Origin of the sequence: Rhodanobacter soli (assembly GCF_040548735.1) — a bacterium.
Lineage (GTDB): Bacteria > Pseudomonadota > Gammaproteobacteria > Xanthomonadales > Rhodanobacteraceae > Rhodanobacter > Rhodanobacter soli_A.
Window position 1 is genome coordinate 1,099,999 of sequence record NZ_JBEPSD010000001.1, and the last position, 15,283, is coordinate 1,115,281.

At 66.0% G+C, this 15,283-nt stretch carries 12 protein-coding genes; 8 read left to right on the forward strand and 4 right to left on the reverse strand.

What is annotated here, in order from left to right; translation table 11 throughout:
• The first annotated feature begins 4 nt into the window (after positions 1–4).
• The 7 genes from ABIE04_RS05205 to ABIE04_RS05235 all read left to right on the forward strand — a co-directional run bounded on the left by ABIE04_RS05205 (position 5) and on the right by ABIE04_RS05235 (position 8,092).
• Positions 5–925: a histone deacetylase family protein gene (locus tag ABIE04_RS05205; protein ID WP_354547508.1), complete on the forward strand. Its 921-nt coding sequence runs from the start codon at positions 5–7 to the stop codon at positions 923–925.
• 235 nt (positions 926–1,160) lie between these two features.
• On the forward strand, positions 1,161–3,542 hold the full coding sequence (locus ABIE04_RS05210; protein WP_354547509.1) for an LPS-assembly protein LptD: 2,382 nt from the start codon (positions 1,161–1,163) through the stop codon (positions 3,540–3,542).
• A gap of 34 nt (positions 3,543–3,576) precedes the next feature.
• Positions 3,577–4,917 carry a peptidylprolyl isomerase gene (locus ABIE04_RS05215; RefSeq protein WP_354547510.1) on the forward strand — a complete coding sequence of 447 codons (1,341 nt, stop codon included), beginning with the start codon at positions 3,577–3,579 and terminating at the stop codon, positions 4,915–4,917.
• A gap of 15 nt (positions 4,918–4,932) precedes the next feature.
• Complete coding sequence (gene pdxA / locus ABIE04_RS05220; RefSeq protein ID WP_354547511.1) at positions 4,933–5,937, forward strand: 4-hydroxythreonine-4-phosphate dehydrogenase PdxA; 1,005 nt, start codon at positions 4,933–4,935, stop codon at positions 5,935–5,937.
• A 48-nt stretch (positions 5,938–5,985) separates the two neighbouring features.
• A complete protein-coding gene (gene rsmA, locus ABIE04_RS05225) occupies positions 5,986–6,774 on the forward strand; it encodes a 16S rRNA (adenine(1518)-N(6)/adenine(1519)-N(6))-dimethyltransferase RsmA (protein WP_354547512.1) in 789 nt (262 codons plus the stop codon).
• Positions 6,775–6,841: 67 nt separating this feature from the next.
• The gene (gene apaG / locus ABIE04_RS05230) at positions 6,842–7,225 is read left to right on the forward strand and encodes a Co2+/Mg2+ efflux protein ApaG (protein WP_007509311.1); all 384 of its coding nucleotides are present in this window, start codon (positions 6,842–6,844) and stop codon (positions 7,223–7,225) included.
• A 15-nt stretch (positions 7,226–7,240) separates the two neighbouring features.
• Positions 7,241–8,092 (forward strand): symmetrical bis(5'-nucleosyl)-tetraphosphatase, encoded by an 852-nt coding sequence (locus ABIE04_RS05235; protein WP_354547513.1) that lies wholly within the window; start codon positions 7,241–7,243, stop codon positions 8,090–8,092.
• Between the two features lie 72 nt (positions 8,093–8,164).
• Here ABIE04_RS05235 and secA read toward each other — a convergent pair whose 3' ends face one another.
• Positions 8,165–10,906 carry a preprotein translocase subunit SecA gene (gene secA, locus ABIE04_RS05240; RefSeq protein WP_354547514.1) on the reverse strand — a complete coding sequence of 914 codons (2,742 nt, stop codon included), beginning with the start codon at positions 10,904–10,906 and terminating at the stop codon, positions 8,165–8,167.
• Between the two features lie 193 nt (positions 10,907–11,099).
• Entirely contained in the window at positions 11,100–12,029 is a 930-nt protein-coding gene (locus ABIE04_RS05245) for a M23 family metallopeptidase (protein WP_354547515.1), read from the reverse strand.
• Positions 12,030–12,055: 26 nt separating this feature from the next.
• On the opposite strand from ABIE04_RS05245, the gene ABIE04_RS05250 reads away from it, so the two are divergent.
• Positions 12,056–12,538, forward strand: coding sequence for a DUF721 domain-containing protein (locus ABIE04_RS05250; RefSeq protein ID WP_354547516.1), 483 nt, complete (start codon positions 12,056–12,058; stop codon positions 12,536–12,538).
• Positions 12,539–12,717: 179 nt separating this feature from the next.
• Here ABIE04_RS05250 and lpxC read toward each other — a convergent pair whose 3' ends face one another.
• Positions 12,718–13,632 (reverse strand): UDP-3-O-acyl-N-acetylglucosamine deacetylase, encoded by a 915-nt coding sequence (gene lpxC, locus ABIE04_RS05255; protein ID WP_108471909.1) that lies wholly within the window; start codon positions 13,630–13,632, stop codon positions 12,718–12,720.
• A 452-nt stretch (positions 13,633–14,084) separates the two neighbouring features.
• Complete coding sequence (ftsZ, locus tag ABIE04_RS05260) at positions 14,085–15,272, reverse strand: cell division protein FtsZ (RefSeq protein WP_354547517.1); 1,188 nt, start codon at positions 15,270–15,272, stop codon at positions 14,085–14,087.
• Positions 15,273–15,283 lie beyond the last annotated feature (11 nt).

A 15,283-nucleotide genomic window follows, 5' to 3' on the forward strand; every position in this document is an offset into this window, starting at 1 on the left:
CCGCATGCTGCGGCTGTACACCCATCCCGCCTGCCTGCTGCATGACCCCGGTCCGGGCCACGCCGAGCGACCAGCGCGGCTGCACGCAGTGCTGCAGGCGCTGGACCACGACCGTTTCGCCGCGCTCGACCGCATCGAGGCGCCGCAAGCCATCCGCGAACAGCTGCAGCGCGTGCACAGCGCAGCCCACATCAGGGAGATCCTGCTCGGTGCGCCGCCGGACGACATGCTCGCCCTGGACCCGGACACCGTGATGGGCCCCGGCTCGACCGAGGCGGCCCTGCGTGCGGCCGGCGCCATGGTCGCGGCGGTCGACGCGGTGCTCGGCGGCAGTGCGCGGCGCGCGTTCTGCGCCGTGCGCCCGCCGGGTCACCACGCCACGCGCGACCAGGCGATGGGCTTTTGCCTGTTCAACAACATCGCGGTGGGCGCCGCCCATGCGCTGGTCGCGCATGGCCTCAAACGGGTCGCGATCGCCGATTTCGACGTGCACCACGGCAACGGCACGCAAGCCATCTTCGAGCACGAGCCGCGCGTGCTGTTCGCCTCCAGCCATCAGTCGCCGCTGTATCCGGATAGCGGCCGTGAGGACGAGCGCGGCGTGGGCAACATCGTCAACGGCACGTTGTCGCCCGGTGCCGGCTCGCACGAATTCCGCGAATTGTGGGACAGCGTGCTGCTGCCGCGGCTGCATGCGTTCAAGCCGCAGCTGGTGCTGGTCTCGGCCGGCTTCGACGCCCATCGCAACGACCCGCTGGCCGACATCCGGCTGGGCCAGGAAGACTATGCGTGGATCACCGAACGCCTGGCGGCGCTGGCCGACGCGCACGCCGGCGGGCGGCTGGTCTCCACCCTGGAAGGCGGCTATGACTTGGCCGCACTGGCCGCCAGCGTGAGCGCGCACGTCGGCGCTCTCATGGAGTAGCTCCCGCGCGCAGCGCGCTCGTTTGCCTCCTCTCCCCGCGGGAGAGGATTGAGGTGAGGGTTCGGAGCTTGCCAAACCCCATCGGAAAGCACGCAACGCACCGCTACCCGGCATCCAGTCCAGCCTCTTTCCCGCCCGCCCATGCTGAATCCCGGCGTGCAGCGGGAAACCTTTATCTGCCGTCCGGAGGGTCTTTCTGCTAGCTTAACGAGCCTTCGAAGCCGGCAGATTCCCCGTGACGCCCAAGCTACCTCCACGCCGCCTGCTGGCGGTTGCTGCCGCCCTTGCCGTGTTCGGCGGCCAGGCCGACGCCAGCAACGCGCAGATCTCCCCCGCAAGCCCCTCGAACCAGACCGACCTGGCCTGCCCGTTGGGTTCGTTCCACTGTGCGCCGCGCCCACTCAACTACGCGATGTGCCGGCCCAATGCCCTGCTGGAGTTCTACGATCCCAGCCTGGGCAAGGACGCCAGCCTGCGCGAGACCAGCCCGACCCTGGTGCAGGCGCAGCACGTGGACAGCTCCAACCAGTCGGTCTACCACCTGTCCGGTGACGTGAAGCTGCAACGTGCCGACCAGCAGTTGCAGGCCGAGCGCATCGACTACAACGACGGAAGCACCGACTACGACGCCCGTGGCAACGTGCGCTACCAGGAGGCCGGCCAGCTGCTGGCCGCCTCGCGCATGCGCGGCAACACGGAAGCCAGCCGCGGCATCGCCGACGACGTGCGCTACCAGATGCTCGACGCGCGCGGCAACGGCACGGCCGGCCAGGGCCAGATGCTGGACGCGCAGCACACGCGCTACTCGCAGGCCACCTACTCCACCTGCGACGTCGGCCACCACCTGTGGGAGTTCCGCGCCAAGTCGATCACCATCAACAAGGAAACCGGCGTCGGCGTGGCGCGCAATGCCACCATGCGCCTAGGCAACGTGCCGTTTCTGTACCTGCCGTATTTCAGCTTTCCGGTCGACGACCGCCGCAAGAGCGGCTTCCTCTACCCCACCATCGGCAACACCAGCCGCTCCGGTTTCGAGGTCAGCACGCCGTACTACCTGAACTTGGCGCCGAATTACGACGCCACGCTGGACCCGCGCATCTACAGCGAGCGCGGCGCGATGCTGGCCGGCGAATTCCGTTATCTGACGCCGGGCAGCCGCGGCCAGCTCAACGTGGAATACGTGCCGAACGACCACGGCGAGAGCGACGGCCTCGCCGATACCAAGGACGACTCCCGCTACCTGGTCAAGTTCTCCGATCGCACGCGGCTGTGGCAGGGCTGGCAGTTCGTGGGTTCGTACAACCATGCCTCGGACAGCAGCTACCTGTACGACTACGGCGACGCCCTGTCCCACGCGGCGGTCTACACGCTGGGCTCGAACGCCGCGATCGTGGGCGGCGGCAAGTGGTGGAGCGCCTCGTTCGGCGGCACCATCTACCAGAACGTGAACCCGTTCGTCACCGATCGCGGCCTGCCGTACAGGCAGTTGCCCTACGCGAAATTCAGCATGGACGTGCCGCTGTCGCGCTGGCTGGAATTCGGCATGGACACCTCGGCGGTGGCGTTCCGCAAGACCGGCTCCGTCGAAGGCGAGCGCGAGGATATCTACCCCTACCTGGCCGCCGACTTCGGCACCTCCGCCTGGTTCGTGCGGCCGCGGCTCGCCTACCGCTACACCGCTTACCAGCTGGGCAGCGACTATCAGGATTACGGTTACCGTGGGCCGCTCGGCAGCGGGGCGACCACGCCGTTCGACCAGAAGTCGCCGACTCGTTCGCTGCCGGTCGTCAGCCTCGACAGCGGGCTGGTGTTCGATCGCAGCACCACGCTGTTCGGCAGCAGCTATACGCAGACTCTGGAGCCACGGCTGTTCTACCTGTACGTGCCGTATCGCAACCAGAACAACCTGCCGCTGTTCGACACCAACGTGATGTCGTTCGACTACTGGCAGCTGTTCTCGACCAACCAGTTCTCCGGCGCCGACCGCCAGATGGACGCGAACAACCTCACCGCGGCGCTCACCACCCGCCTGCTCGACGACAGCGGTGTCGAGCGGGTGTCGGCCAGCATCGGCCAGATCCACTATTTCAGCCCGCAGAAAGTGCTGGCCACCGACTGGGTCCGCTCGGCCTACGTGGCCCAGCTCGACGTGCAGCTCAGCGATCGCTGGCGCCTGAACAGCGCCTACCAGTGGAGCCCGAACACCCGCCTCACCGATATGGCCGCGGTGCAATTGCAGCGGCGCCTGCGCACCGACGGCATATTCAACTTCTCCTACCGCTATCGTCGCGGCCTGCTGGAACAATACAGCGCTTCCGTGGTCTACCCGGTGTCCGAACGCTGGCGGCTGGTGGGCTCATGGACTTATTCGGTGAAGGACCGCCAGAGCGTCGATGCGCTGGCGGGCGTGGAGTACGACAGCTGCTGCGTGTCGCTGCGGCTGGTCGGGCGCAGCTACGTGAACCAGAGCTACTACGGTTTTGGACCGGTTCCCAAAGGTGGCAACCTCGACCGGCGCGACAACGCCGTCCTGTTCGAGGTGGTTTTCAAGGGGCTGGGCTCCACCGGCGGCCAAATCGATCCACTGCTGCGCCGTGATATTCTCGGCTATCAATAAACGCACTCGCCCCGGCGACCCAGGCTTTCCACTGATGAAGCAATCCCTTGCATCTCTCCTGCTCGCGCTCGCGATCATGCTCCCCGCCCACGCCCAGCTGCTCACGCCGGCCGCGCCAGCCAGCCAGCCGCTGGACCGCATCGTGGCGGTGGTCAACGATGACGTGATCCTGCAGAGCGAACTGAACGACGCCGTGCTTTCGGTGCAGCAGCAGTACGCCGGCCACACCGAGCAGTTGCCGCCGATGAACGTGCTGCAGCAGCAGGTGCTCAACCGGCTGGTGCTGATGCGGCTGCAGATCCAGAAGGCGCAGGATCAGGGCATCCATGTATCCGACGCCGACGTCGACCAGGCCATCCAGGGCGTGGCCGAGCAGAACAAGCTCAGCCCCGAGCAACTGCGTGCCGAGGTGGAGCGCAGCGGCGCCAGCTTCGCCTCGTTCCGCGAGCAGCTGGCCGACCAGATCACCGTGCAGCGGCTGCACCAGAGCGTGGTGCAGGACTCGGTCTCGGTCACCGACAGCGAGATCGACAACCTGCTCAGCAGCCCGACCTACAAGGCCGGCGAAGTGCACCTGGCGCACATCCAGATCAGCATCCCCGGCGGCGCCGACGCGGCCGCGATCCAGGCCGCCGCAGCCAAGACCGAGCAGACACTGGCCGCGATCCATGGCGGCATGGATTTCAACGCCGCCGCGATCCGCTACTCCGACGCGCCCGATGCGCTGGAGGGCGGCGACCTCGGCTGGCGCCGGCTGGACGAGATCCCGCCTGCGTTCGCCGACACCATCGCCTCGATGAAGCCCGGCGACGTCAGCCCGGCGCTGCGCGGCCCTACCGGTTTCCACATCCTCAAGCTGGTCGACCAGCGCCAGAGCAGCCGCAAGATGGTCACCGAACTGCACGCCCGGCAGATCCTGATCAAGCCGAGCGAGCTGCTGACTCCGGCCCAGGCCGAGCAGAAGGCGCAGGACCTGTACCACCGCATCGTCGACAAGCACGAGGACTTCGCCACCCTGGCGAAGGAAAACTCCAAGGACGACACCAGCGCCAATCTCGGCGGCGACATGGGCTGGTTCCCGCAGCAGGCATGGGGTCAGGCCATCGCCACACAGTTGGGCCAGCTGAAGGACAACGAGGTGTCACAGCCGTTCCAGAGCGCCGCGGGCTGGCACATCCTGCAGCGGCTCGGCGAGCGCCAGAGCGACCAGACCACGCAGATCGAACGTGACCAGGCGCGCCAGGCCATCGGCACCCGCAAGTCCGAGCAGGCCTACGACGACTACCTGCGCGACCTGCGCTCCAATGCCTACGTCGACATCCTGGTGCCCGAGCTGCGCGCTGCGGACGATCAGGCTGCCGCCAGCTCGCCGTAAAGGCGGTTGGACACCATGCCATTGCCCCGGCTCGCGCTTACCGCGGGCGAGCCGGCGGGCATCGGCCCCGAGTTGCTGATCCGCCTGGCCGCCACGCCGCTGGCCGCGGGCCTGGTGGCGATCGCCGATCGCGCCCTGCTGCAACGCGCGGCCTCACGCTGCGGCCTTGCCGTCGAACTGGTCGATGACGACGGCAGCACGCAGGTGGCGCGCCGTCCCGGCACGCTGCGTGTGCGCCACATCCCACTGGCCATCGACGAAGTGCCCGGACGGCCCGATCCGCGCAACGCCCGGCACGTGCTGGACACGCTGGCCGAGGCTGCCGACGGCTGCATGGCCGGCCGCTACGAGGCAGTGGTCACCGCGCCGCTGCAGAAGTCCTCGATCAACGACGCCGGCATCCGTTTCAGCGGACACACCGAATTCTTCGCCGAACGCGCGCACGCCGACGTGGTGATGATGCTGGCCAGTCCGGAACTGCGGGTGGCGCTGGTCACCACCCATCTGCCGTTGGCGGCGGTACCGGCAGCGGTCACTCCCGCCGCGCTGACCCGTACGCTGCGCATCGTGCACGCCGAGTTGCAGCGCAAGTTCGGTATCGCCGAGCCGCGCATCGCGGTGCTCGGCCTCAACCCGCACGCCGGCGAAGGCGGCCATCTCGGCCACGAGGAAATCGACACGCTGATCCCGGTGCTGGACGCGCTGCGCGGCGAAGGCATGCACCTGCTCGGCCCGCTGCCCGCCGACACCGCGTTCGTGCCGGCGCAGCGCGCACGCTACGACGCGGTGCTGGCGATGTACCACGACCAGGCCCTGCCGGTGCTGAAGAGCGAGGCGTTCGACCGCACCGTGAACCTCACCCTCGGCCTGCCGTTCATCCGTACCTCGGTCGACCACGGCACCGCGCTGGACCTGGCTGGCACCGGCAGTGCCGATCCGGCCAGCCTGATCGCCGCGGCAAACATGGCACTCGCACTGGTCCGGCGCAGAAACGAGCAGGCTGGAGAGAGAAATGAGTAAAAGCGAAGGCAGCCCACTCGTTCACTTCTGCCCATTGATTCCTGCCCCATGAACGCCCGCCCCAAGAAAAGCTTCGGCCAGCATTTCCTGCACGACCGGCGCTATGTCGATCGCATCGTCAGCGCGGTGGCACCGCGGATGGAGGATTTCGTGGTCGAAATCGGCCCCGGCGAGGGCGCACTGACCCTGCCGCTGCTGGCCGCAGCCGGCAAGCTCACCGCGATCGAGCTGGACACCGACCTGATCCCCGCCTTGCAGGCGCGTGCCGCCGCTGCAGGAGAACTGCACATCATCCACGCCGACGTGCTGAAGGTGGACTTCAGCGCACTCGCGCACAGCCATGGCGTACCGCGGCTGCGCATCGCCGGCAACCTGCCGTACTACATCTCCAGCCCGATCCTGTTTCATTGCATCGAGCACGCTGCGGCGATCCAGGACATGCACTTCATGCTGCAGAAGGAAGTGGTCGACCGCATGGCCGCCGAACCGGGCAGCAAGGTGTACGGCCGGCTGTCGGTGATGCTGCAGCTGGCGTGCCGGGTCGAACCGCTGTTCGACGTGCCGCCGGAAGCGTTCCGCCCGCCGCCGAAGGTGGAGTCCGCGGTGGTGCGGCTGCTGCCGCTGGAACCGCACGAGCTGCATGACGCGCAACCCGAGCATGTCTACGCCGTGGTCAAAGCCGCGTTCGGGCAGCGGCGCAAGACGCTGGCCAATGCGCTGAAGCAATTGCTCGACGCCGATGCGATCCGCCGTGCCGACGTCGATCCGAAGGCACGCGCCGAGACCCTCGCCCCAGCCGACTTCGTGCGCCTGGCCAAGGTCTACGGCGCGCTCTGACGAAGAAGCGGCATCCCGATCGTGGCCACTCCGCCCCATTCATGGCGACAGGCCTTACAATCCGGACATGACTGAAAAATCTTCCTACACGATCGACGTGCAGGTCGAAACCCGCTTCGTCCCCGATCAATCGAAGCCCGGTGACAATCGCTACGTTTTCGCCTACACCGTTACCTTGCGCAACGCCGGCGAGATGCCCGCACGCCTGCTCACCCGCCGCTGGATGATCACCGACGCCAACGGCAAGGTGGAGGAAGTGACCGGCGAGGGCGTGGTCGGCGAACAGCCGTGGATGCGGCCCGGCGACGATTTCGAATACACCTCCGGCGCCGTGCTGGAGACCCCGGTCGGCACCATGGGCGGCAGCTACCAGATGCTGGCCGACGACGGCACGGAGTTCGAAGCCCCCATCCCGACCTTCACCTTGTCCATTCCGCGTACGCTGCACTGATGGCCCTGCGCTGACATGGCTACATACGCGATCGGCGACGTGCAGGGCTGCTACCCCGAATTGCAACGCCTGCTCGACAAGCTGCGCTTCGACCCGGCGCAGGATCAGTTGTGGTTCTGCGGCGACCTGGTCAACCGCGGCGGGCAATCGCTGGAAACGTTGCGTCTGATCCACGGCCTGCGCGAACACAGCGTGGTCACCCTCGGCAATCACGACCTGAGCCTGCTGGCGATCGCCCAGCGCCGGCCCGACGCACAGGCCCGGGTGAACCCGGAGCTGCGCGAGGTACTGTTCGCCGATGACGCGCCGGTGCTGTTCGAATGGCTGCGCTCGCAAAAACTGCTGCACCACAACGAGCAGCTGAACTGGACGATGGTGCACGCGGGCCTTGCACCGATGTGGACGCTGCGCCAGGCGCTGCGTTCCGCCGAAGATGTCGAGCGTGAGCTGTCCAGTACGCGTCATCCACGGCTGCTGCGCAACCTGTTCGGCAACCGGCCGGCGGTATGGTCGAGCCGGCTGCAGGGGCTGGACCGCCAGCGCGCCACCATCAACACGATGACCCGGATGCGCTACTGCGACGTCAACGGCCGCATCGACTTCGAGGCAAAGGGCGTGCCCGGTACGCAGAAGGCGGGGTTGTACCCGTGGTTCGAAGTGCCCGGCATGCGCCGGCGCGATACCCGTATCGTCTGCGGCCACTGGTCGGCGCTGGGCCGCTTCGCCGGACTCGGCGTCCACGCGATCGACACCGGTTGCGTCTGGGGTGGGCAGCTCACCGCGCTGCGACTGGACGGGGAGGAGCCGCAGTACATTGCGGTCAACGCCGAACCGCATCGCAAGCGACCGCCCGGCGTCGAGGACTGATTCTCCGCGTATTGACTACGTGCCCACAAAAAACCCCGCCGCAGCGGGGTTTTTCGTGATACCCGGAATGGCTCAGGCCAGCTGGCCGTGGCAGTGCTTGTACTTCTTGCCAGAACCGCACGGACAGGGATCGTTGCGACCGACCTTGGGGCCATCGTGCTGCGCAGGCTGTTGCGCCAGGCGCATGCCGGCACCGACCGGCACCTCCGCCACGTCGCCGCCAAACGCGCCGGCCGGCGGAGCGCCGCCGCCGCTCGCCTGCATCTGCTTCTGCAGCCGATCGGCCAGACGCCGCTGCTCGGCCTCCATCGCGGCGACTTCCTCTTCGCTGCGAATGCGGATCCGCGCCAGCATCTGCACCACTTCGGCCTTGATCCGCTCGAGCATGTCGGAAAACAGCTTGAACGATTCGCGCTTGAACGCCTGCTTCGGGTCCTGCTGCGCATAACCGACCAGGTAGATGCCTTGGCGCAGGTAGTCCATGCTGGCCAGATGATCCTTCCAGGCATTGTCGACCACGGTGAGCATGATGTGCTTTTCCAGCTGGCGCATGGTGTCGGCGCCGATCTGCGCCTCCTTCGCCCGGAACAGCTCGTTCACCCCTTCGCGGACGTGCTCGAGGATCATCCTGGCGTCGATCTCCTGCTGCTGTTCGATCCAGTGCTGCAGGTCGAGCGACAGGCCGAGCTCGCTTTCCAGTTCGCGGTCGAGGCCGGCCAGGTCCCACTGCTCGTCGATGCTGTCGTCCGGCACGTATGCGCGCACCATGCTTTGCACCACGTCGTCGCGGATGTCGGCAACGGTGGCCTGCACCTCCTCGCCGTCGAGCAGTTCGTCGCGCTGGCGGTAGATCACCTTGCGCTGGTCGTTGGCGACGTCGTCGAATTCCAGCAGGTGCTTGCGGATGTCGAAGTTGTGCTGTTCGACCTTGCGCTGGGCTTTTTCGATCTGCCGGCTGATCATGCGATCTTCCAGCGCGTCGTCGTCCTTCATGCCGAAGCGCTTCATCCAGCGCACCAGGCCTTCACCGCCGAAGATGCGCAGCAGGTTATCTTCCAGCGACAGGTAGAAACGGGAAGAACCCGGATCGCCTTGGCGGCCGGAACGACCGCGCAACTGGTTGTCGATGCGGCGCGACTCGTGCCGTTCGGTGCCGATGATGTGCAGGCCGCCGGCGGCAAGTACCTGCTCGTGCAACTTCTTCCACTCGGCCTTGACGCGCTGGCGATCCAGTTCGCCGGCGTCCTCGGGCAGCGCGGCCATGGCCGCGTCGAGACTGCCGCCGAGCACGATGTCGGTACCGCGGCCGGCCATGTTGGTGGCGATGGTGACCTGGCCGGGCGCGCCGGCCTGGGCGACGATGTGCGCCTCGCGCTCGTGCTGCTTGGCATTCAGCACTTCATGCGCCACCCCGGCCTTCTTCAGCAGGTCGGACAGCAGCTCGGATACTTCGATCGAGGTGGTGCCGACCAGCACCGGCTGGCCACGCTTGTGGCAGTCCTTGATGTCCTCGATCACCGAACGGTATTTCGGATCCTGCGACAAGAAGATCATGTCCGCGTTGTCCTTGCGGATCATCGGCTTGTGGGTGGGGATCACCACCACCTCCAGGCCGTAGATGCTCTGGAACTCGAACGCCTCGGTATCGGCCGTACCGGTCATGCCGGCCAGCTTCTTGTACATGCGGAACAGGTTCTGGAACGTCACCGTGGCCAGCGTCTGGTTCTCGCGCTGGATCGGCACGCCTTCCTTCGCCTCGACCGCCTGGTGCAGGCCGTCGGACCAGCGCCGGCCGGCCAGGGTGCGGCCGGTGAATTCGTCGACGATGATCACCTCGCCGTCGCGCACGATGTAGTCGACGTCGCGCTGGTAGATGCCGTTGGCGCGCAGCGCCGCGTTGAGGTGATGCACCACGGCGAGGTTCTTCGAGTCGTACAGGCCACTGTCCTGCTCGATCACGCCGGCCGCGCGCAGCAGCTCGTCGGCGTGCTGCATGCCCGCCTCGGAGAGGTGCACCTGCTTCTGCTTTTCGTCGACCCAGTAGTCGCCCTCGCCGTCTTCTTCGGTCTGGCGGATCATCTGCGGCACGATCTTGTTCACCGCGAGGTACAGCTGCGGGGAATCCTCGGCCGGGCCGGAGATGATCAGCGGAGTGCGTGCCTCATCGATCAGGATCGAGTCGACCTCGTCGACGATCGCGTAGTTGAGGCCGCGCTGGTAGCGCTGCTCCTTGCTCAACGCCATGTTGTCGCGCAGGTAGTCGAAACCGAATTCGTTGTTGGTGCCGTAGGTGATGTCGGCGGCATAAGCCGCGTGCTTGTCGGCGTGATCCATGCCCGGATACACCACGCCCACGTTGAGGCCGAGGAAGTTGTACAGCTTGCCCATCTGCGCGGAGTCGCGCCGGGCCAGGTAATCGTTCACGGTAACCACATGCACGCCCTTGCCGGCCAGCGCATTCAGGTAGACCGGCAGCGTGCCGACCAGGGTCTTGCCCTCGCCGGTGCGCATCTCGGCGATCTTGCCCTGATGGAGAACCATGCCGCCGATCATCTGCACGTCGTAATGACGCATGCCCAGGGTGCGCTTGGCCGCCTCGCGGACCACCGCAAACGCCTCCGGCAGCAGCTTGTCCAGCGAATCGCCGGCAGCAATGCGCTGCTTGAACTCGTCGGTCTTGCCGCGCAGGGCGTCATCGCTCAGCTTTTCGAATTCGGGCTCCAGCGCATTGATGCGGTTAACGCTCTTGGAAAGCTGGCGCAATACGCGCTCGTTGCGGCTACCAAACAGGCTCGTCAGGGCACGATTGAACATCGATCTTCCGGGTTGGGAGTGAAATGCCCGCTGCAGGCGCGGGCCAATCGGGCATGTTACTACATGCCAACAGGGCGCCGCCCACGAGGGCCGGCCCTGCCGGGACACGGCCGCTCAAGCCATGCCGATCCCGCCGTCCTGAATGGCGCCGGGCATGGCGGGATTCAAGGGATGACGGCGCGGAGGCCCAGGGTCAGCGATGGCTGCGCACGAACGCCAGCGGATTGACCACGCGGCCGTCGTACCAGACCTCGAAATGCACGTGCGACCCGGTGGAGCGGCCGGTGGAGCCGGCCCGGGCGATCACGTCGCCGACCTGCACATGCTGGCCCGGATGCGCCACCAATGCACTGTTGTGCGCATAACGGGTCATGTAGCCGTTGCCGTGGTCGATCTCGATCACGTTGCCATAGCCGCTGCGCACCCCGGCAAAGGTCACCATGCCTTCGGCCACGGTGTGCACCGGCGTGCCGAGCGGGGTCGAGATATCGATGCCGGTATGCCGTGCCGAGCGGCCATCGAACGGGTCCGCGCGCACGCCGAAATAGGAGGAAATGTAGCCCGGCACCGGCATCCCGGTCGGCTTCAGGTTCGACTCGATCTTGGCATCCAGCAGCAGGCTCTGCAGCGCCGACAACTGCGCCTGCTGCCGGTCGAACTGGCTGGCCAGCTGGTTGATGCTCTTGTCCAGCACAGGCGGCAGGGCATAGGCGCTGCTGCCGGCGTCCTCGATGCCGCCCACCGCCGGCTGCTGGTCGAAATCGAATTCGCCATCGTCGAGCTTGCCGACCTCGGCCAGCCGCTCGCCCAGTGCGTTCAGACGGGTCGACTGGGCCTGCAGCTGGCCAAGTTTCACGGCCAGCGCGTCGAGGCTACGCTGGGCATCCTGGCGTACCCCGCCCAGTTGGGCATTCTGCTGCTGGATCTGTTGCTGCAAGTCGTGGATCTCGCCCAGTGCCCGATCACGCGGGCTGGCCACCAGCATGGCCAGCGCCACCCCGGCCCCCATGCAACCGAGCACCGCCAGCGAGGCCACCGAAATCAGCTTCCAGCGCAGGCGCCGGTTCGCCAGATCGAGGGTCTTGGGCAATTTCCTGGCACGTGATACGAGTATGATTTGCATGTCTTTCCAAGATCGAATTCGGCACCATGCAACGCGCCACCCCAGCCACTTCCCGCCGCACCGGCAACGGACCGAAGTCCCTCGCCGACTGCGGCTCCTTCGCGACACTGGCCCGAAAGGCCGGTGCGCTGGAAGCGCTGGACCGCGCACTGCGCCAGACGTTGCCATCGCCATTGCGCGAGCAGGTGAGATTCGCCAACCTGCGCAACGACCGCCTCGTCTTCCTGGCGTCTTCACCGGGCTGGGCATCGCGCCTGCGCTTGATGCAGACACAAATCCTTGCCACCGCACATGCCATCGGCACCTGCGCCAGTTCAGTCACCGTGAAAGTGGCCCCCCCACCACCGGCAGCAATAACGCCGGACCGGTCGAAACCGCTTTCGCCCGCCGCCGCCGCCCATCTCAGGGCCGCCGCCGCGTCATTCACAGACCCCGAATGGCGGGTACTGTTCCTTGAGCTGGCGTCCTTCGCCGAAACCGCTGATTCCCCCTTGCCCGAAACGGACTGACCGCCCCGTTCCGTGTCCCGGAAGCGGGTTTATAGCATGCAGTTTGTTAAGGAATAACCCCCGATGTCATGAAGCCGTGAAGCGCAGCGCGACAGAAATGCGATACGCATCACAAAAAACGGCCATGTCTCGCGACACGGCCGTTTTCAGTGAAGGGTTTGTAGAGGAGCGAACTTGGCTCAGATCGCCTGTGCCGGGTGGGCGTAGGAGATCGGCGAGGTAGCCGGGTCGTCCTGGTAGCTGACCTCTTCCCACGCCGAGGCATCGGCCATCAGCGTGCGCAGCAGCTTGTTGTTGAGCTCATGGCCCGACTTGTGCGCGTGATAGGCGCCGATCAGGCTATGGCCGAGCAGGTAGAGGTCGCCGATCGCGTCGAGGATCTTGTGCTTGACGAACTCGTCCTCGTAACGCAGGCCGTCTTCGTTCAACACGCGGTAGTCGTCCAGCACCACCGCGTTGTCCATCGAGCCGCCCAGCGCCAGGTTGTGTTCGCGCAGCATCTCGATGTCACGCATGAAACCGAAGGTGCGCGCGCGGCTCACTTCCTTGACGAAGGACGTGGTGGAAAAGTCGATCTCGGCACGCGAGGTGCGCTGGCTGATGATCGGGTGATTGAAGTCGATCGAGAAGCCCACCTTGAAGCCTTCGAACGGCTCGAAGCTGGCCCACTTGTCGCCTTCCTGCACCTTCACCGGCTTCTTGATGCGGATGAAGCGCTTGGCCACGTTCTGTTCTTCGATGCCGGCGGATTGCAGCAGGAAGACGAACGGACCGGCGCTGCCGTCCATGATCGGCACTTCCGGCGCGGACAGGTCGACGTAGGCATTGTCGATGCCGAGGCCCGCCATCGCCGAGAGCAGATGCTCGACCGTGGAGACGCGCACATCACCGTTGACCAGTGTGGTCGACAGCCGGGTATCACCGACGTTGTCCTGGCGGGCGCGAATATCCACCGGCGGGTCGAGGTCGGTACGGCGGAACACGATGCCGGTATTCGGCGCCGCGGGACGCAAGGTCATGTACACCTTGTCACCCGTATGCAGGCCGACGCCGGTCGCCCGGATGATGTTCTTAAGCGTACGCTGCTTGATCATTGTAGTTGGTACCTGTGTAGGCAGCAGCCAATCAGGAGCGGATGCTAACACAGTTTTAACCTGTGATAAAAGCAAACCGTACCGTACAGTCTGATTAAGCCTTCATGTTTCTTTCATCCTTGGAAGCGAGGGGCATCCGCTGCGGTTTTCCCGATAAAACGACAGTTCGACACGACGCTCCGTGCCTGGGACGGGAATCCGGCACGGGGCATCGGACCGACCGTCACGGGCGAATCCGCGGCGGCTGGCCGTGCGTCATCCCGACGCACAGTCTTGCTCATACAACGGTGAACGGAGCCCGGGTACGACCGCCACTCCTCACATCTCACGCACGATGCGACCGGCTGAAGCCGATAACGGGCACGACAGAAGTAGTGACCGACCCAACGGGCATTTGTTCAATATTTTCGCACCTCCTTAACCTGTGCAACCTGCCAGAAGTCAGCCTGCCATCAGTCGGCCTGGCGGCGCAGGAACGCCGGAATGTCCAGGTAATCGAAGCCCGGCTCGGCATTCTTCGCCGGCGCCGCGGGTTCCGCACGGCTGTGACTGACCATCATGTCCGGCTGCGCATAGTCGACCACCTCGTTGCCGGTGCCGGTACGCAGCACGACCGGGCGCGGCCGCATCTGCACCTGCTGGGTCTCGACCATGCGGATCGGCGGCTGCTGGCGGGAGGCCATCGCCCGGTTGAGACCGGTGGCGACCACGGTGACCCGCACGTCGTCCTTCATTTCCGGATCGAGCGAGGTGCCCATCACGACGGTGGCGTCTTCGCTGGCGAAGTCGTGGATGATACGGCCAATTTCGTCGAATTCGCGCATCGTCAGGTTCGGGCCAGCGGTGACGTTGACGAGGATCCCGCAGGCGCCGTTGAGGTTGACGTCTTCCAGCAGCGGGTTCTTGATCGCCGCCTCGGCAGCCGCCTGGGCACGATCGTCGCCGCGGGCGGTGCCCGAGCCCATCATCGCCAGGCCCATCTCGGACATCACGGTGCGCACGTCGGCAAAGTCGACGTTGATCAGGCCAGGAGCGGTGATCAGGTCGGCGATGCCCTGCACGGCGCCCTGCAGCACGTCGTTGGCGGCCTTGAACGCGTTGAGCAAGGTGACCTCGCGGCCGAGCACGCTGAGCAGCTTCTCGTTCGGCACGGTGATCAGCGAGTCGACGTGCTGCGACAGGTCCTCGATGCCCTTCAGGGCGACCTGCATGCGCCGACGGCCCTCGAACGGGAACGGCTTGGTCACCACCGCCACGGTGAGGATGCCCTTTTCCTTGGCCAGCTGCGCCACAACCGGTGCCGCGCCGGTGCCGGTGCCGCCGCCCATGCCGGCGGTGATGAACACCATGTCGGCACCTTCGAGCATCGCCTCGATCCGTTCGCGATCCTCCAGCGCGGCCTGTCGGCCGACCTCGGGATTCGCGCCGGCGCCGAGACCCTTGGTCACGTTGCCACCGAGTTGCAGGTGGGTGCGCGAGCCGCAGCTGTTCATCGCCTGGGCGTCGGTGTTGGCGACGACGAATTCCACGCCTTCGATGTTGGCATTGAGCATGTGCGCCACGGCATTGCCGCCGCCGCCGCCCACGCCAATCACCTTGATGACTGCATTGGGTGCGAGTTTATCAATCAGTTCAAACATTTCCCGTCCTC